General features: G+C 65.4%; 15 protein-coding genes. 13 read left to right on the top strand and 2 right to left on the bottom strand.

All coding sequences use genetic code 11. The annotated features are described in order from the left end of the window. Window positions 1-40 precede the first annotated feature (40 nt). Both sfsA and ACVRRC_RS20620 read right to left on the bottom strand, forming a co-directional pair. The gene (gene sfsA / locus ACVRRC_RS20625) at window positions 41-748 is read right to left on the bottom strand and encodes a DNA/RNA nuclease SfsA (protein WP_472997451.1); all 708 of its coding nucleotides are present in this window, start codon (window positions 746-748) and stop codon (window positions 41-43) included. Further along, window positions 748-1,920 carry a pyridoxal phosphate-dependent aminotransferase gene (locus ACVRRC_RS20620; protein ID WP_472997450.1) on the bottom strand — a complete coding sequence of 391 codons (1,173 nt, stop codon included), beginning with the start codon at window positions 1,918-1,920 and terminating at the stop codon, window positions 748-750. Before ACVRRC_RS20620 ends, sfsA begins: the two co-directional genes overlap by 1 nt. 191 nt (window positions 1,921-2,111) lie before the next feature. On the opposite strand from ACVRRC_RS20620, the gene dksA reads away from it, so the two are divergent. From dksA to ACVRRC_RS20555, 13 genes are all read left to right on the top strand, one after another. After that, the gene (gene dksA / locus ACVRRC_RS20615) at window positions 2,112-2,558 is read left to right on the top strand and encodes an RNA polymerase-binding protein DksA (RefSeq protein WP_013983858.1); all 447 of its coding nucleotides are present in this window, start codon (window positions 2,112-2,114) and stop codon (window positions 2,556-2,558) included. 89 nt (window positions 2,559-2,647) lie between these two features. Continuing rightward, window positions 2,648-3,553: a tRNA glutamyl-Q(34) synthetase GluQRS gene (gluQRS, locus tag ACVRRC_RS20610; protein ID WP_011914353.1), complete on the top strand. Its 906-nt coding sequence runs from the start codon at window positions 2,648-2,650 to the stop codon at window positions 3,551-3,553. Between the two features lie 105 nt (window positions 3,554-3,658). After that, window positions 3,659-3,835 (top strand): hypothetical protein, encoded by a 177-nt coding sequence (locus ACVRRC_RS20605; protein WP_003095129.1) that lies wholly within the window; start codon window positions 3,659-3,661, stop codon window positions 3,833-3,835. Continuing rightward, the gene (locus tag ACVRRC_RS20600; protein ID WP_472997444.1) at window positions 3,819-6,773 is read left to right on the top strand and encodes a sensor histidine kinase; all 2,955 of its coding nucleotides are present in this window, start codon (window positions 3,819-3,821) and stop codon (window positions 6,771-6,773) included. Before ACVRRC_RS20605 ends, ACVRRC_RS20600 begins: the two co-directional genes overlap by 17 nt. Before the next feature lie 61 nt (window positions 6,774-6,834). After that, entirely contained in the window at window positions 6,835-8,250 is a 1,416-nt protein-coding gene (locus ACVRRC_RS20595) for a sigma-54-dependent transcriptional regulator (protein ID WP_011914355.1), read from the top strand. Window positions 8,251-8,980: 730 nt separating this feature from the next. After that, the gene (locus ACVRRC_RS20590) at window positions 8,981-10,372 is read left to right on the top strand and encodes a polynucleotide adenylyltransferase PcnB (RefSeq protein ID WP_017245555.1); all 1,392 of its coding nucleotides are present in this window, start codon (window positions 8,981-8,983) and stop codon (window positions 10,370-10,372) included. 1 nt (window position 10,373) lies between these two features. Next, entirely contained in the window at window positions 10,374-10,901 is a 528-nt protein-coding gene (gene folK / locus ACVRRC_RS20585) for a 2-amino-4-hydroxy-6-hydroxymethyldihydropteridine diphosphokinase (RefSeq protein ID WP_013983863.1), read from the top strand. Window positions 10,902-11,027: 126 nt separating this feature from the next. Then, on the top strand, window positions 11,028-11,828 hold the full coding sequence (panB, locus tag ACVRRC_RS20580) for a 3-methyl-2-oxobutanoate hydroxymethyltransferase (RefSeq protein WP_013983864.1): 801 nt from the start codon (window positions 11,028-11,030) through the stop codon (window positions 11,826-11,828). Next, on the top strand, window positions 11,825-12,685 hold the full coding sequence (gene panC / locus ACVRRC_RS20575; RefSeq protein WP_013983865.1) for a pantoate--beta-alanine ligase: 861 nt from the start codon (window positions 11,825-11,827) through the stop codon (window positions 12,683-12,685). The genes panB and panC overlap by 4 nt, the downstream gene beginning before the upstream one ends. Before the next feature lie 86 nt (window positions 12,686-12,771). Next, entirely contained in the window at window positions 12,772-13,152 is a 381-nt protein-coding gene (gene panD / locus ACVRRC_RS20570; protein WP_014597581.1) for an aspartate 1-decarboxylase, read from the top strand. Window positions 13,153-13,504: 352 nt separating this feature from the next. Then, a complete protein-coding gene (gene pgi / locus ACVRRC_RS20565) occupies window positions 13,505-15,169 on the top strand; it encodes a glucose-6-phosphate isomerase (protein WP_013983866.1) in 1,665 nt (554 codons plus the stop codon). Between the two features lie 128 nt (window positions 15,170-15,297). Next, complete coding sequence (locus ACVRRC_RS20560) at window positions 15,298-16,173, top strand: oxygenase MpaB family protein (protein ID WP_017245557.1); 876 nt, start codon at window positions 15,298-15,300, stop codon at window positions 16,171-16,173. A gap of 61 nt (window positions 16,174-16,234) precedes the next feature. Further along, complete coding sequence (locus ACVRRC_RS20555) at window positions 16,235-17,251, top strand: class I SAM-dependent rRNA methyltransferase (protein ID WP_017245558.1); 1,017 nt, start codon at window positions 16,235-16,237, stop codon at window positions 17,249-17,251. The last annotated feature ends 15 nt before the right edge of the window (window positions 17,252-17,266 follow it).

Raw genomic sequence — 17,266 nt, 5'->3', positions numbered from 1 at the left:
GGCCGGATAGAATTTTTTTCCACGTCCCGGCTGCCGACCTTCAGAGCAACACCGGCAAACGTGCGCCGACCCGAAGCTCCACGGGGGACAGCTCGACCCCGTAGGCAAGCACCTCGACACCTGCCGCCACCGCGTCGCGCAGCGCCGCGGCGTACCCCGGATCGATCTCCTCGGCCGGACGGACCGCGTCCACGCCGCTCAGATTGGCGCAGTACAGCTGCACCGCGCGCACCCCGGCGCGCGCCAGCGCCGCCAGTTCGCGCAGATGCCGTGCACCGCGCAGCGTCACGGCATCAGGGAACGCCGCCACTGCCGTGTCGGCGAACCCCAGGGTGACGCTCTTGACCTCAACGTAGGCCGGCCCGCCGTCGAACTCGAGGCGAAAGTCCACGCGACTGTTCTCCACGCCATAGGCCATTTCGCGCTTGAGCGCCGAGAAGCCGGCCAGCTCGGCGATCTGTCCGCCCAGCAATGCTTCCTCGACCAGAGGATTGGCGCGCGCGGTGTTCACGCAGGCCAATCGCCCCTGCGGCGTCTCCACCAGCTCCCAGGTGCCGGGCAGCTTGCGTCGAGGATCGCTGCTGCGCTGGAACCACACCCTCGCGCCCTCGCTCATGCAGTTGAGCATCGAGCCGGTGTTGGGACAGTGGATGCACATCGCCTCGCCCTCGTCGGTGACGATATCGGCGAGAAAGCGCTTGTAGCGCCTGACCAGACGGCCCCGCTCCAGCGGTTGCGCGAAGCGCATCAGGGCCGCCAGCTACGCAGGCCGCAGGCGATGCGCTCGACGGCCTGTTCCAGGCGCGGCAGATCCTGCGTGTAGGCGAAGCGCACATGATGGCCGGCCTGGTGACGGCCGAAATCCAGTCCCGGCGTGATGGCAACGTACTCTGTTTCCAGCATGTGCTGGCAGAACCCATAGGCGTCGCCACCGAAGGCGCTGATGTCTGCATACAGATAGAAGGCTCCCTGCGGCTCGACCGCGATGCCGAAACCCAGCTCGCGCAGGGCTGGCAGCAGGAAGTCCCGACGCCGGGCAAACTCGCCGCGACGCGCCTCGAGGATCTCCAGCGTCGCCGGCTCGAAACAGGCCAGCGCCGCATGCTGGGCCATGCTTGGCGCGCTGATGTATAGGTTCTGTGCCAGCTTTTCCAGCTCGGGCACGGCCGCTGGCGGTGCCACCAGCCAGCCCAGGCGCCAGCCGGTCATGCCGAAGTACTTGGAAAAGCTGTTGAGCACGAAGGCCTCGTCATCGACTTCCAGCACGCTGGCCGCATCCGTGCCGTAGGTCAGCCCGTGATAGATCTCGTCGACCACCAGGTGGCCGCCGCGCTCCTTCAGCGCCGCCGAAAGGGCGGCCAGTTCGGCCCGCTCGAGCAGCGTCCCGGTGGGGTTGGCCGGCGATGCCACCAACGCGCCAACGCTGTCGCCATCCCAATAGCGCTCGACCAGTTCAGGGGTCAGCTGATAGCGCATCTCGGGGCCGACCGGCACGAGCTGCGCGGCGCCCTCCACCAGTCGCAGGAAGTGCCGGTTGCACGGATAACCTGGATCGGCCAGCAGCCAGTGCTTGCCCGGATCCACCAGCAGGCTGGAGGCCAGCAGCAGCGCACCGGAGCCGCCGGGAGTAATCAGGATCCGTTCGGGGTCAATGCTTAATCGATAGCGTTGGGCATAGAAGCCGGCAATCGCCTCGCGCAGCTGTGGCAGGCCACGGGCGGAGGTGTAGCGGGTGTGCCCGGCCGCTAGCGCGGCCTGTCCCGCGGCGATGATGGGCGCGGCGGTGGTGAAGTCCGGCTCGCCGATTTCCAGGTGAATGACGTCGTGGCCTTGAACTTGGAGCTGATTGGCCCGCTCCAACAGCGCCATGACGTGGAAAGGTTCGATTGCGCGACTGCGTGCGCTGTACGACGAGGTCATCTGACCTTCCTGTTGAGAACAAAACGTGAATTCTACCCAAGGTCCCGAAGCCGCTGCAGCCACTGTTGGAAAGGGGAGTAGCGCACCCCGAGCCGATCTGGTAAGTTCGCCCGCTTGCAGCCGCAGGGCCGGCACGGGCCGGCAAGGGACAAATCATCCTGCGCAATGGACATAGCGAGAGGCGTTCATCCATGCCCATTACCAAAGAAACACCGTCGAGCAAGCAACTGATTCGCGCCTTCGAGCCCTACAAGGAAAGCCAGGGCGAGGAATACATGAGCGACAAGATGCGCGCCCACTTCACCGGCATCCTGAACAAGTGGAAGCAGGAGCTGATGGAAGAGGTCGATCGCACCGTGCACCACATGCAGGACGAGGCTGCCAACTTCCCGGATCCGGCCGACCGCGCCAGTCAGGAAGAAGAGTTCAGCCTGGAACTGCGCGCCCGCGACCGCGAGCGCAAGCTGATCAAGAAGATCGACGAGACGCTGCAGCTGATCGAAGACAACGAATACGGCTGGTGCGATTCCTGCGGTGTCGAAATCGGCATCCGTCGCCTGGAAGCGCGCCCCACCGCCACCCTCTGCATCGATTGCAAGACGCTGGCGGAGATCAAGGAAAAGCAGATCGGTTCCTGATCCCGAACGGGGCGCTACGGCGCCCCGCTTCATTTCCAGGCCCTGCACCGTTTCATCCGCCTCGCCATCACCGATCGCGCCGGCCCGCCATGTCCTCCTCCGCCCCGCCCCAGCCCGCACGCTACATCGGTCGCTTTGCACCGACCCCCAGCGGCTACCTGCACTTCGGCTCGCTGATCGCGGCCCTCGCTTCCTATCTCGACGCCCGTTCGGTCGGCGGCCTTTGGTTGCTGCGCATGGAAGACATCGATCCGCCACGGGAGATGCCCGGCGCCCAGCGGGCCATCGTCGAGACGCTGCAGAGCTACGGCTTCGAATGGGACGGCGACATGCTGCGCCAGAGCGAACGTCACGCTGCGTATCGGGACGCCATCGAACGGCTGCTGGATGAAGGCCTGGCGTATGCGTGCACCTGCTCGCGCAAGCAGCTCGAAGGCTACCCGGGCCCCTACCCCGGCTTCTGCCGCGCCGCCGGTCGCAGCCTCGAGGATGCTGCCATCCGCCTGCGCGTACCCGATCGTGAATACGTCTTCATCGATCGTGTGCAAGGCGAGTTCCGCCAGCATCTGGGCCGCGAGGTCGGCGATTTTGTCATTCGCCGCCGCGACGGCCTGATTGCCTATCAGCTGGCCGTGGTACTGGATGACGCCTGGCAAGGTGTCACCGATGTGGTGCGTGGCGCCGACCTGCTCGATTCGACGCCGCGCCAGCTTTATCTGCAGGAAGTCCTCGGCCTGCCACAACCACGCTACCTGCACCTGCCGCTGATCATCCAGCCGGACGGACACAAGCTCGGCAAGAGCTATCGCTCGCCACCGCTGCAAGCCCAGGAGGCCAGCCCGCTGCTGCTTCGCGCGCTGCGCGCCCTTGGCCAGCAACCGCCAGCGGAACTGGACGGCGCGCTGCCGGCGGACATTCTCGGCTGGGCCGTCGCCCACTGGAATGCAGCACGCATCCCGCGGGTCCGCACCCTCGCCGAAGCCCAGCTACGCTGAGCCACGCATGGATCGAACCACCCGAGGCGAGCTTTTGCCTGCCGCTGGTGGCTTGCCGCGTGCCGCTGCTCTACCATCGCCCTCACTTCCGACACGAGACCCGGCATGTATATCTACCGACTGGTGCTGCTCCTGGTGGTGGGGATCTACCTGTTCTCCCCCGCCATCATGGACTGGTGGATCGACCCCAACGGTGCCTGGTATCGGCCCTATCTGCTGTGGCTGATCCTGATCGTGGTGACCTTCATTCTCCAGAGCCAGCGCGATGCAGACGAGCTTTAGCCTGAGCCACCTGATCCTGATCAGCGCCGCCTACCTGTTCATGCTGTTCGGCGTGGCCTGGGTCAGCGATCGCGGGCTGATCCCGCGCTGGATCATCCGCCATCCGCTGACCTACACCCTCTCGCTCGGCGTCTACGCCAGCGCCTGGGCCTTCTATGGCACCGTGGGCCTGGCCTACCAGTATGGCTACGGGTTTCTCGCCACCTATCTCGGCGTGTGCGGCGCCTTTCTGCTGGCGCCGGTGCTGCTCTACCCGATCCTGCGCATCACGCGTACCTATCAGCTGTCGTCGCTGGCCGACCTGGTGGCCTTCCGCTTCCGCAGCACCTGGAGCGGCGCGCTGACCACCATCGTCATGCTGATCGGCATGCTGCCGCTGCTGGCCCTGCAGATCCAGGCGGTCGCCGACGCCATCGGCATCCTGACCCTTGAGCCGCTACAGGAGCGCGTGGCGCTGGGCTACTGCCTGATGATCATGCTGTTCACCATCCTCTTCGGTGCCCGCCACATCGCCACGCGGGAGAAGCACGAAGGGCTGGTGTTCGCCATCGCCTTCGAATCGATCGTCAAGCTGGTGACCTTCGGTGCCATCGGCCTGTACGCCCTGTACGTGGTCTTCGGTGGCCCGCACCAACTGGAGATCTGGCTGCTGCAGAACCAGTCGGCGCTGCAGGCGTTGCACACGCCGCTGCAGGAAGGCCCGTGGCGCACCCTGCTGCTGGTGTTCTTCGCCTCGGCCATCGTCATGCCACACATGTATCACATGACGTTCACCGAGAACCTCAACCCGCGCGGGCTGGTCAGCGCCAGCTGGGGATTGCCGCTGTACCTGCTGCTGATGAGTTTGGCCGTGCCGCTGATCCTCTGGGCCGGCCTTAAGCTGGGCGTCAGCACCAACCCCGAATACTTCACCCTCGGCCTCGGCCTCACCGCACAGAGCGAAACCCTGGCGCTGCTGGCCTTCGTCGGCGGGCTGTCGGCCTCCAGCGGGCTGATCATCGTCAGCACCCTGGCGCTGTCCGGCATGGCCCTCAACCATCTGGTGCTGCCGCTCTATCAACCCTCCAGCGAGGGCAACATCTACCGCTGGCTGAAATGGACCAGACGCAGCCTGATCTTCGCCATCATCCTTGCCGGTTACGGGTTCTACCTGCTGCTCGGCGCCGAGCAGGACCTGTCCAACCTGGGCATCGTCGCCTTCGTTGCCACCCTGCAGTTCCTACCGGGCGTGCTCTCGGTGCTCTACTGGCCGACCGCCAACCGCCGCGGCTACATCGCCGGCCTGCTGGCCGGCATCGGCGTCTGGATGGTGACCATGCTGCTGCCCCTGGTCGGCAATCTGGATGGTTTCTATATCCCGCTGTTCAACGTGGTCTACGTACTCGACGACACCAGCTGGCACCTGGCGGCAATCGCTTCGCTGGCGGTCAACGTGCTGGCCTTCTCGCTGTTCTCGATCTTCAGCGAGACCAGCCCCGAGGAGCAGAGCGCCGCCGAGGCCTGCGCGGTGGAAAACGTGCGCCGGCCGCAGCGGCGTGAACTGATGGCCGCCTCGCCACAGGAGTTCGCCACCCAGCTGGCCAAGCCCCTGGGCGCCAAGACCGCGCAGCGCGAAGTGGAGCAGGCACTGCGCGATCTGCAGCTGCCGTTCGACGAGCACCGCCCCTATGCCCTGCGCCGCCTGCGTGATCGCATCGAAGCCAACCTGTCCGGGCTGATGGGGCCCAGCGTGGCCCAGGACATCGTCGAGAACTTCCTGCCATACAAGAACGGCGCCGAGGGCTACATCACCGAAGACATCCACTTCATCGAGAACCGCCTGGAGGAGTATCACTCGCGCCTGACCGGCCTGGCCGCCGAACTCGACGCGCTGCGCCGCTATCACCGGCAGACGCTGCAGGAGCTGCCCATGGGGGTCTGCTCGCTGGCCAAGGATCAGGAAATTCTCATGTGGAATCGCGCCCTCGAAGAGCTGACCGAAATTCCCGCGCTGCAGGTCGTCGGCTCGCGCCTGTCGACCATCGCCGAACCCTGGCGCAGCCTGCTGGGCGACTTCATCGAGCAGCCCGACGAACACCTGCACAAGCAGCGCCTGGCGCACAACGGCCATCGCCGCTGCCTCAACCTGCACAAGGCAGCCATCGCCGAGCCGCTGGCGCCCGGCAACAGCGGCCTGGTCCTGCTGGTCGAGGACCTGACCGAGACCCAGCAGCTGGAAGACCGCCTGGTGCATTCCGAGCGTCTGGCCAGCATCGGCCGCCTGGCCGCCGGCGTGGCGCACGAAATCGGCAACCCGATCACCGGCATCGCCTGTCTGGCGCAGAACCTGCGGGACGAGCGCGAAGGCGACGGCGAGATCGTCGAAATCAGCGCCCAGATCATCGAGCAGACCAAGCGCGTATCGCGCATCGTGCAGTCGCTGATGAGCTTCGCCCATGCCGGCGAACGCCAGCACCAGCTCTATCTGGTGAGCCTGGCACAGGTCACCCAGGACGCCATCGGCCTGCTCTCGCTCAACCGCAACCGCACCGAGGTGCAGTTCCTCAACCTGTGCCATCCCGATCATGTGGCCGAGGGGGACCCGCAACGCCTGGCGCAGGTGCTGATCAACCTGCTGTCCAACGCCCGCGACGCATCGCCGCCCGGTGGCGTGATCCGGGTGACCAGCGACGTGGCCGAGCAGACGGTCTATCTGACCGTGGAGGACGAAGGCAGCGGCATTCCGAAAGAGATCCAGGACCGCCTGTTCGAGCCGTTCTTCACCACCAAGGACCCGGGCGAAGGCACGGGCCTGGGCCTCGCGCTGGTCTATTCGATCATTGAAGAGCATTATGGCCAGATCGATATCGACAGCCCGGCTGACCCGGAAACGCAACGCGGCACCCGTTTTCGCATCACCCTGCCGCGGCATGTCGAAGCGTCACACGCCGTAAGTTGAAGAGGCGACTGCCGTACCGGCCCGGCGCCGGTTCTGCCTCCAGACCGTCGAGAGAGTACTGATGTCACACATACTGATCGTCGAAGACGAAACCATCATCCGCTCAGCCCTGCGGCGCCTCCTCGAACGCAACCAGTACGAGGTCAGCGAAGCCGGCTCGGTGCAGGAAGCACAGGAGCGCTACAGCATCCCGGGTTTCGACCTCATCGTCAGCGACCTGCGACTGCCCGGCGCACCCGGCACCGAACTGATCAAACTGGCCGAAGGCACACCGGTGCTGATCATGACCAGCTACGCCAGCCTGCGCTCGGCGGTGGACTCCATGAAGATGGGCGCGGTGGACTACATCGCCAAGCCCTTCGACCACGACGAAATGCTGCAGACCGTGGCGCGCATCCTTCAGGATCATCAGCAGAGCGCCGCAGCCCTCGCTCAGCCGAGCCGTGGCAATGGCAGCGCCCCAAGCGACGCGGCACAGGGCGACATCGGCATCATCGGCCACTGCGCACCGATGCAGGACCTGTTCAGCAAGATCCGCAAGGTCGCCCCCACCGATTCCAACGTGCTGATCCAGGGCGAGTCGGGCACCGGCAAGGAACTGGTGGCGCGGGCACTGCACAATCTCTCGCGACGGGCCAAGGCGCCGATGATCTCGGTGAACTGCGCGGCCATTCCGGAAACCCTGATCGAATCCGAGCTGTTCGGCCACGAGAAGGGGGCCTTCACCGGGGCCAGCGCCGGTCGCGCCGGCCTGGTCGAGGCAGCCGATGGCGGCACCCTGTTCCTCGACGAAATCGGCGAACTGCCACTGGAAGCCCAGGCGCGCCTGCTGCGCGTACTGCAGGAAGGTGAGATCCGCCGCGTCGGCTCGGTGCAGTCGCAGAAGGTCGATGTGCGTCTGATCGCCGCCACCCACCGCGACCTGAAAACCCTTGCCAAGACCGGCCAGTTCCGCGAAGACCTTTATTACCGCCTGCACGTGATCGCGCTCAAGCTGCCGCCGCTGCGCGAGCGCGGCAACGACGTGCTCGAAATCGCCAAGGCGTTCCTGGCGCGCCAGGGCGAACGCATGAGCAGCGACGAGATGCGCTTCTCGCGCGACGCCGAACAGGCGATTCGTCACTACTCCTGGCCCGGCAACGTGCGCGAACTGGAAAACGCCATCGAGCGCGCGGCGATCCTCAGCGAGAGCCCGGAGATCGACGCCGAGCTGCTGGGCATCGATATCGAACTCGACGAGCTGGACGATGAATTCGAAGAAGATTCACTCGGCGGCATCCGCGGTATCGCCGGTGGCAACGAGCCGACCGAGGATCTCTCGCTGGAGGACTACTTCCAGCATTTCGTGCTCGAGCATCAGGACCACATGACCGAGACCGAACTGGCGCGCAAGCTCGGCATCAGCCGCAAATGCCTGTGGGAACGCCGCCAGCGCCTGGGCATTCCGCGGCGCAAGTCCAGTAGCGCCGCCGGGTAATTTGTTACCGCCGGCGCATCGTTCGTAACAAAAACCGGGAGCATCGGTAACGACGCCCCGGTTTTTTCTTGCCTTCCGCCAAGCCTGGAAATCACAACTCATTGAAATATAACGATTTCTCAAAACTGGCACGGCAACTGCTTACCTAATGGCACAACAACAATAACAAGCAGATCCCACAATAAGAACAAGACGTAACGGCTCCAGCAAAACAACGACAAGAAGGCGGAGGCGCAGCTAACTGATTCTTTTGGAGAGGACATGCCACGGGGTTCGCCCCACGACCAGGCCGAGAACAACAAAAACTGCATCGAGCAGGCCCTGCACTGGTTGGATCGAAGATCAAGGCAACGTCAGCGACCAAAGAAATCCGTTTGCTATTGGCTCCCACTGTGGGAGCGTTCCCGACGGCCACGGCCCGAAGGACAGGCGAACAACAAGAACAGCAACGCCTGAGAAGACCAATAACAATAAATAAGCACGCGACATTATTCAGAGGGGAGCTTCGGCTCCCCTCAGTGCTATCTGGCTCCGCGGTTTCCTTCCGCACGCCCCGTCCAGACATTTCCTTCCGCGTTGCACCAGGCAGAACCCTCGTCACGCTACACGCGAAGCTTTTTGACACTACCCTGCGCTTCGTTCACCATCCGGCAGTCCCGGTGCTAGAATCCGCGCAGGTTTCGCGGCTTTCGCGACGCCGGCCCGTCATTCCGCCACACAGTTGCCCCTCATGCTGAAAAAGCTGTTCCAGTCTTTTCGTCTTCCGCTGCGCCGCATCCCGCATCCCCGTCGCACACCTGAAATTCTGTCCAGCCGGCAGCATTCCCTGCATCGCAACGAGATCAGCCGTCATGCGGTGAGCGTGGTCGAGCGCCTGCAGCAGGCCGGCTACGAGGCCTATGTCGTGGGTGGCTGTGTGCGCGATCTGCTGCTGCAGCTCAACCCCAAGGATTACGACGTCGCCACCAGTGCGACCCCGGAACAGGTCCGCGCCGAGTTTCGCAACGCACGCGTGATCGGCCGGCGCTTCAAGCTCGTCCACGTGCACTTCGGCCGCGAGATCATCGAAGTCGCCACCTTCCGCGCCAACCACCCGGAAGAAGACGACGAGGATGCCAGCCAGTTGGCCTCGCGCAACGAGAGCGGACGCATCCTTCGCGACAACGTCTATGGCACGCTCGAGGACGACGCCCAGCGCCGCGACTTCACCATCAATGCGCTGTACTACGACCCGACCAGCGAGCGCATCCTCGACCACACCCGCGGCGTGCACGACATCCGCAATCGCCTGATCCGCCTGATCGGCGATCCCGAGCAGCGCTACCAGGAAGACCCGGTACGCATGCTCCGCGCGGTGCGCTTCGCCGCCAAGCTCGACTTCGAAATCGAACGCCACAGTGCCGAGCCCATCGCCGACCTGGCCGAGCTGCTCGACGGCATCCCCTCGGCCCGCCTGTTCGACGAGACGCTCAAGCTGTTCCTCGGCGGCAAGGCCGAGCGGACCTTCGAGCTGCTGCTCGAATACGACCTGTTTGCGCCGCTGTTCCCCGCCAGCGCCGCCGCGCTGGAGCGCAACCCCGAGTATGCCGGCACGCTGATCCGCAACGCGCTGGCCAATACCGACCTGCGCATCCAGCAGGGCAAGCCGGTGACGCCCGCGTTCCTTTTCGCCGCCCTGCTCTGGCCTGCCCTGCCGGCCCGCGTACTGGAGCTGCAGGACCGCGGCATGCCGCCGATTCCGGCGATGCAGGAAGCCGCCCACGACATCATCTGGGAGCAGTGCCAGCGCACCGCGATTCCCAAGCGCTTCACCATCCCCATGCGCGAGATCTGGGACATGCAGGAACGCCTGCCGCGCCGGCAAGGCCGCCGTGCCGACCAGCTTCTGGAGAATCCGCGCTTCCGCGCTGGCTACGACTTTCTCCTGCTGCGCGAAAGCGCGGGCGAGAAGACCGGCGGCCTTGGCGATTGGTGGACCGACTATCAGGAAGCCAACGACAGCGAGCGGCGCAACATGATCCGCGGCCTCAGCGGCAAGGATGACGCCGGCGCGGCCAAGAAACGCCGCCGTGGCGGTCGCCGTCGCCGCACGCCGGGCGACGCCGCCAACCCGGCCGACTGAGATGGAGCGCGTCTACATCGGCCTGGGCAGCAACCTGGCCGATCCCCAGCAGCAGCTGCGTGGTGCTCTGCAGGCTCTGGCCGAGCTGCCAGGTAGCAGGCTGGCTGCAGTCTCCTCGCTCTATGCCAGCGACCCGCTCGGGCCCGCCGACCAGCCACGCTACGTCAACGCGGTTGCGGCACTGGAGACCGACCTCGAGCCGCTGGCGCTGCTCGATGCCCTGCAGCGCATCGAACTGGCGCAGGGCCGTGAACGCAAGGCCGAACGCTGGGGCCCGCGCACCCTGGACCTGGATATCCTGCTGTTCGGCGAGCGACTGATCGACCAGCCGCGCCTCCAGGTTCCGCACTATCACATGCAGGCTCGGGCGTTCGTGCTCTACCCGCTGGCCGAGATCGCTCCGCCGGAGCTGGTGCTGGCCGATGGGCGACGGCTCGTCGACCTGCTCGCGGCCTGCCCGTTCCGCGGGCTGGAGCGGCTCGTCAATACGAGTGTCACCGACGCGGTAACGAACGTAACGCGCAGGTAACACTCGCGATTGACTTACTCTGCCGCCGCCGGGACTATAAGCGCCCTCTGCCACCTGCGGCCGTAGCACCCTTCCGGTGCACCGCCCGGCAATCCTGACCTCCGAGGCTCGAAGAGGACGGCATTCATGCCAGACGTAACCCTGACCACGCTGCAAGGGCTCAAGCAGAAGGGCGAGAAGATCGTCATGCTCACCTGCTATGACGCCACCTTCGCCAAGACGGCCTGCGATGCAGGCGTCGAGATGCTGCTGATCGGCGACTCGCTCGGCATGGTCCTGCAAGGTCACGACAGCACCCTGCCGGTCACCGTCGCCGATATGGCCTACCACACTGCCAGCGTCAAGCGTGGCAACCGCGGCGCAATGATCGTCGCCGACCTGCCGTTCATGGCCAACGCGACCACCGAGCAGACCCTGAACAATTCGGCGCTGCTGATGCAGGCCGGCGCCCACATGATCAAGCTCGAGGGCACCGCCTGGCTGGCCGAGTCGATCCGCCTGCTGGCCGACCGCGGCATCCCGGTGTGCGCGCATATGGGGCTGACCCCGCAGGCGGTCAATCTGTTCGGCGGCTACAAGGTGCAGGGGCGCGAAGAAGCCCAGGCACAGCAGATGCTGGAGGACGCCAAGTCGCTGGAAGCAGCCGGCGCCGCCATGCTGCTGCTCGAATGCGTCCCCAGCGAACTGGCCGCGCGCATTACCCGGGCCGTGCAGATCCCGGTGATCGGCATTGGCGCCGGCAGCGATACCGACGGCCAGGTGCTGGTCCTGCATGACATGCTCGGACTGTCGCTCAGCGGCCGCGTGCCGAAGTTCGTGAAGAACTTCATGCGCGAGCACGGCGACATCCCCGCGGCCATCGCCGGCTACGTCAAGGCGGTCAAGGCCGTCGAATTCCCCGCAGCCGAACACGGTTTCTCCGCATGAACGTCGTCAAGACCATCGCCGACCTGCGCGCCGCGGTCGCCCGCGCGCGCGGCGAGGGCAAACGCATCGGTTTCGTGCCGACCATGGGCAACCTCCACGCCGGTCATATCGCGCTGGTGAAGAAAGCCGGCCAGCGCGCCGACTTCGTGGTCGCCAGCATCTTCGTCAATCCGTTGCAGTTCGGTCCCAACGAGGACCTGGACAACTACCCGCGTACGCTCGCAGCGGACCAGGAAAAGCTGTTCGACGCCGGCTGCCACCTGCTCTTCGCGCCCAGCGTGGAGGAGATGTACCCCCACGGCCAGGCCAACCAGACCATCGTGCGCGTACCCGGCGTATCCGAAGGCCTCTGTGGCGGCAGTCGCCCCGGTCATTTCGACGGTGTCTCCACGGTGGTGAGCAAGCTGTTCAACATGGTCCTGCCGGACCTCGCCGTGTTCGGCCAGAAGGATTTCCAGCAGCTGGCGGTGATCCGCACCATGGTGCGCGACCTGAACATGCCGGTGCAGATCCTCTCCGAACCGACCGTGCGGGCCGACGACGGCCTGGCACTGTCCTCGCGCAACGGTTACCTGAGCGCCGACGAGCGCGCCACGGCGCCTGTCCTCTATCGCACGCTGAACCAGCTCAGGGATGCGCTCCAGGGCGGTCGCCGGGACCTTCCCGCGCTGATCGACGAAGGTCTGGAAGCACTGCGCAACGCCGGCTTGCGTCCGGACTACCTGGACATCCGCAATGCCATCGACCTGCAGCCGGTCACCGACGCCTCCAGCGAGCTGGTCATTCTCGCGGCGGCCTACCTGGGCAAGACGCGGCTGATCGACAACCTGCTGGTCGACCTCCGCACATCGGCCTGATCCCTGCCAATTGCCTGCAGCCTTGATCGCGTTCGAGGCTTCGGGCACACTCTGCGCCGCTTGCGCACCCGCCGGAGGACCCCGCCATGCACGCCATCATGCTCAAGGCCAAACTGCACCGCGCCCAGGTAACCCACTCGGTGCTCGACTATGAAGGATCCTGCGCCATCGACGGCGAGTGGCTGGACCTGGCCGGTATCCGTGAATACGAACAGATCCAGATCTACAACGTCGACAACGGCGAACGCTTCACCACCTACGCCATCCGCGGCGAGGAAGGCTCCAAGATCATCTCGGTCAATGGCGCCGCCGCCCACAAGGCCGGCGTCGGTCATCGCCTGATCATCTGTGCCTATGCGCACTACAGCGAAGCCGAGCTGGCCAACTTCAAACCCCATGTGCTCTACATGGGCGCCGACGGCGAACTGAGCCATACCAGCAACGCCATTCCGGTGCAGGTGGCCTGAGCCCGGCCCCACGCCTGCATTGAATCCAAGCCCGAAGTGTTCCGCACTTCGGGCTTTTTCGTTGGGGCTGGGCGACAGCGGTTGGGATGCGGCATGAGCGCGGGCAGAATAGACGGCGAAAGCCCGGAACGCAGCAGGGGTTTTCCCTGTCTGAGCTGTCTCTGATGGCATAGGATGCGCCTCACCGGCTCGGTGAAAGCCGGGTTCGGCCAGCATCCGCAGCATTCAGGAACGAGTGCCGGCGTGCCCGCACGGTCATACACATCACTGAATTCCGAGGCAATCATGGCGCGCTCGTTGCGCGAATTCCCGGGGTTCAGCGGCCTGTCAAAGCAAAGGAAGCCGCATCACCATGAGCTATTACCAGCATCCGCTCGATGTCACCGGCCTGCCGTCCTGGAAGGCCCTGGAAGAACACCGCCTGGCCATGCAGCACTTCAGCATGCGCGAGGCCTTCAAGGCCGACCCGACGCGCTTCGATGACCTGTCGGTTTCCTGCAGCGGCCTGTTCCTCGACTATTCGAAGAACCTCATCACCCCGCAGACCCGCACCCTGCTGGTCAATCTGGCCCGCGAGGCCGGCGTCGAGCAGGCCGCCCGCGCCATGTTCGAGGGCGAACGGATCAATGCGTCGGAGAATCGCCCGGTGCTGCACACGGCCCTGCGCCGTCCCATGGGCGACTCGGTGATGGTCGACGGCAAGAACATCATGCGCGACGTGCACACCGCCCTGGCACAGATGACCGACATCGTCACCCGCATCCACAACAACCTGTGGCGCGGCTTCAGCGACAAGACCATCACCGACGTCGTGAACATCGGCATCGGTGGCTCGTTCCTCGGCCCACAGCTGGTCTCCGAGGCGCTGCTGCCGTTCACCCAGCACGGCGTGCGGACGCACTACCTGGCCAACATCGACGGCAGCGAATTCCGCGAGGTGACCGCCAAGCTGAATGTCGAGACCACGCTGTTCATCATCTCCAGCAAGACCTTCGGCACCCTCGAGACGCTGAAGAATGCCCAGGCGGCCCGCAACTGGTACCTGGGCAAGGGCGGCACCGAGGAAAAGCTCTACCGCCACTTCATCGCCGTGACCAGCAACAAGCAGGCGGCCGTCGACTTCGGCATTCGCGAGAAGAACATCTTCCCCATGTGGGACTGGGTCGGCGGGCGCTACTCGCTGTGGTCGGCGATCGGCCTGCCCATCGCCCTGGCCATCGGCATGTCCAACTTCAAGGACCTGCTCTCCGGCGCCTACAGCATGGACCAGCATTTCCTCAGCGAGCCGTTCGAAAGCAACATGCCGGTGCTGCTGGCGATGCTCGGCATCTGGTACCACAACTTCTGGGGCGCGCAGAGCTACGCCTTCCTGCCCTACGACCACTACCTGCGCAACTTCGTCAAACACCTGCAGCAGATGGACATGGAATCCAACGGCAAGAGCGTGCGCCAGGATGGCACGCCAGTGTCCTGCAGCACCGGGCCGGTGATCTGGGGCGGTGTCGGTGCCAACGGCCAGCACGCCTACCATCAGCTGTTGCACCAGGGCACGCCCCTGATTCCAGCCGACTTCATCGTGCCGGTCGTCAGTCACAACCCGGTAGCCGATCACCACGAATGGCTCTATGCCAACTGCCTGTCGCAGAGCCAGGCGCTGATGCTCGGCAAGACCCGCGAGGAAGCCGAAGCCGAACTGCGTGCCAAGGGCCTGAGCGAGGCCGAAGTCCAGCGCCTGGCGCCGCACAAGGTGATTCCGGGCAACCGACCGAGCAACACCCTGGTGATGGAAACCATCAGCCCCGGCCGTCTCGGCGCGCTCATCGCGCTGTATGAGCACAAGGTCTTCGTCCAGGGCGTGATCTGGGGCATCAACTCCTTCGACCAGTGGGGTGTCGAGCTGGGCAAGGAGCTGGGCAAGGCCGTCTACAACCAGATGACCCGCTTCGATGCGGCGCCGGCAGAAGACGCCTCGACTCAGGGCCTGATCGACTTCTTCCGCGGCCGTCATCGCGGTTGAACGCACCTGCTGACCGGACGCTGCTGCAGCGTCCGGTCCCCTTCCGTCGCGTGCACCCTGCCCTGCCCGCGGCCGCCGGCGCCTGATCGGGTAACATCGCCAGCTCCCAAGCCTGCAGCGCCGTCACCATGGAATTCATCCGTCGCCCTATCGAAGCACGCGTGCTCAGTCTCACCGGCCTGGCCATCGGCGGGGTGGACTACGAGAACCCGCCGGGCGACCCCGGGCTCTTCGGTCCCGATTCGATCTGCTGGCGGGTGCATGGTGATTTCACCTCGATGATGGTTGGCGGAATCTCCGCGTTGCTGCTGCAGGCCCTGCACCCGCTGGCCCTGGCCGGGGTATGGGATCATTCGAACTTCCGCGAGGACCTGCTCGGCCGACTGCGGCGCACCGGGCAGTTCATTTCCGCCACCACCTTCGGCAGCCATGCTGATGCCGAGCGCCTGATCGAACGGGTACGACGCATCCACCTGAGCGTGACCGGCACGGCGCCGGATGGCCGAGCCTATGCCGCTTACGACCCCGAGCTGCTGACCTGGGTGCACGTCGCCGAGGTCAGCAGTTTCCTCAAGTCGCACCTGCGTTACCGCGACCCTGACCTCAGCGCAGCCGACCAGGATCGTTACTACGCCGAAGTCGCGCTGATCGCCGAGCGCCTCGGCGCAGAAGGCGTGCCACGTTCGCGCGCCGAGGTCGAGACGTACCTCGAGCGCCTCCGTCCGCAGCTGCAGATCGACGCGCGCGCACTGGAGATTCTGCAGATACTGCGCACCGCTCCGGCGCCGAGCCCACTGCTGCGGCCGTTCGGCACGCTGATGCTACATGCCGGTATCGAACTGCTGCCGGAATGGGCCTCAGCAATGTTCGGCCCACCGCTGAGCGACACCCGTCGCCAGCTGATTCGCAGCGGGGTACGCCGTACGGCGCCGGTGCTGCGCTGGGCGGTGCGCAGTGCCTCGGTGCACCGCGCGCGCCGCCGCATGGGCCTGCCACCACGCTAGCAGCGGTTGTCGCGCCGCATTTCTTGCTAGACTGCGCGCCCTCCTTTTTCGAGCCGCGCGCATGCCCTCTCCAGACCAGGCGCTGCGCGCCGCCTTCGATCGCCGCCGCCCACTGCTCGACCAGCTGCACCAGCAGGGCACCGATTGCTACCGCCTGTTCCATGGCAGCCAGGAAGGTGCTGCCGGCCTGACGGTGGATCGCTACGGGCCGCAGCTGATGGTGCAGAGCTTTCACCAGACGCTTGCAGCGGATGCGTTGCTGCGCATCCATGAGCTGGCCATGGATGCGCTCGAACTGCCGCTGCAGCTCGTCTACAACGACCGCTCGCAGGGCAACTCGCGCATCGACCGCAGCCACGCGGCGTACCAGCCGGACGCCGCCGCGCTGGCCGATCAGGTCGGTCATGAATGGGGGCTCGCCTATCGCGTACGCGGGCGCCACGACGGCCAGGACCCGCTGCTGTTCCTCGACCTGCGCAACGCTCGCGGCTGGGTCAAGCAACACAGTGCCGGCAAGTCTGTGCTCAACCTGTTTTCCTATACCTGCGGCGTCGGGCTCTGCGCTGCGGCGGGTGGCGCCCGGGATGTCTGGAACCTCGACTTCGCCGAGCGCAACCTCGCCGTGGGCAGGGAGAATGCAGCGCTGAACCCGGGGCTGGCACCGATGCGCTTCGTCCGCTCCGACTATTTCCCGGCGATCCGCCAACTCGCCGGACTGCCGGTGGCGTCCAGGCGCGGCCGCGCCCTGCCCGACTACCCTCGCCTCGAGCAGCGCCAGTTCGATCTGGTACTGCTCGACCCCCCGGCCTGGGCACGCAGCGCCTTCGGCACGGTGGACCTGCTGCGCGACTACCAGAGCCTGCTGAAACCGGCATTGCTGACCACCGCCGAAGGCGGCGTGCTGATCTGTTGCAACAACCTGGCGAAGGTGCCGATGGACGAATGGCGGACGCAGGTGCTGCGTTGCGCCGACAAGGCGGGCCGGCCGGTACGTGAATGGCAAGTACTGGCACCGGCGGCGGACTTCCCTTCCCATGACGGGCTGCCCCCACTCAAGACCCTGATTCTGCGGCTTTGAGCGCATTGCCGGTAT

This window comes from Stutzerimonas sp. LR2, from assembly GCF_055755175.1.
Note: the sequence above shows the minus strand (reverse complement) of the source record. Positions and strands in the feature narration are given on the sequence as shown.

What these genes read in the sequence shown, in the direction of transcription:
- sfsA (WP_472997451.1), bottom strand. Translation starts at nt 748, where the DNA reads ATGCGCTTCGCGCAACCGCTGGAGCGGGGCCGTCTGGTCAGGCGCTAC.
- ACVRRC_RS20620 (WP_472997450.1), bottom strand. Translation starts at nt 1,920, where the DNA reads ATGACCTCGTCGTACAGCGCACGCAGTCGCGCAATCGAACCTTTCCAC.
- dksA (WP_013983858.1), top strand. Translation starts at nt 2,112, where the DNA reads ATGCCCATTACCAAAGAAACACCGTCGAGCAAGCAACTGATTCGCGCC.
- gluQRS (WP_011914353.1), top strand. Translation starts at nt 2,648, where the DNA reads ATGTCCTCCTCCGCCCCGCCCCAGCCCGCACGCTACATCGGTCGCTTT.
- ACVRRC_RS20605 (WP_003095129.1), top strand. Translation starts at nt 3,659, where the DNA reads ATGTATATCTACCGACTGGTGCTGCTCCTGGTGGTGGGGATCTACCTG.
- ACVRRC_RS20600 (WP_472997444.1), top strand. Translation starts at nt 3,819, where the DNA reads ATGCAGACGAGCTTTAGCCTGAGCCACCTGATCCTGATCAGCGCCGCC.
- ACVRRC_RS20595 (WP_011914355.1), top strand. Translation starts at nt 6,835, where the DNA reads ATGTCACACATACTGATCGTCGAAGACGAAACCATCATCCGCTCAGCC.
- ACVRRC_RS20590 (WP_017245555.1), top strand. Translation starts at nt 8,981, where the DNA reads ATGCTGAAAAAGCTGTTCCAGTCTTTTCGTCTTCCGCTGCGCCGCATC.
- folK (WP_013983863.1), top strand. Translation starts at nt 10,374, where the DNA reads ATGGAGCGCGTCTACATCGGCCTGGGCAGCAACCTGGCCGATCCCCAG.
- panB (WP_013983864.1), top strand. Translation starts at nt 11,028, where the DNA reads ATGCCAGACGTAACCCTGACCACGCTGCAAGGGCTCAAGCAGAAGGGC.
- panC (WP_013983865.1), top strand. Translation starts at nt 11,825, where the DNA reads ATGAACGTCGTCAAGACCATCGCCGACCTGCGCGCCGCGGTCGCCCGC.
- panD (WP_014597581.1), top strand. Translation starts at nt 12,772, where the DNA reads ATGCACGCCATCATGCTCAAGGCCAAACTGCACCGCGCCCAGGTAACC.
- pgi (WP_013983866.1), top strand. Translation starts at nt 13,505, where the DNA reads ATGAGCTATTACCAGCATCCGCTCGATGTCACCGGCCTGCCGTCCTGG.
- ACVRRC_RS20560 (WP_017245557.1), top strand. Translation starts at nt 15,298, where the DNA reads ATGGAATTCATCCGTCGCCCTATCGAAGCACGCGTGCTCAGTCTCACC.
- ACVRRC_RS20555 (WP_017245558.1), top strand. Translation starts at nt 16,235, where the DNA reads ATGCCCTCTCCAGACCAGGCGCTGCGCGCCGCCTTCGATCGCCGCCGC.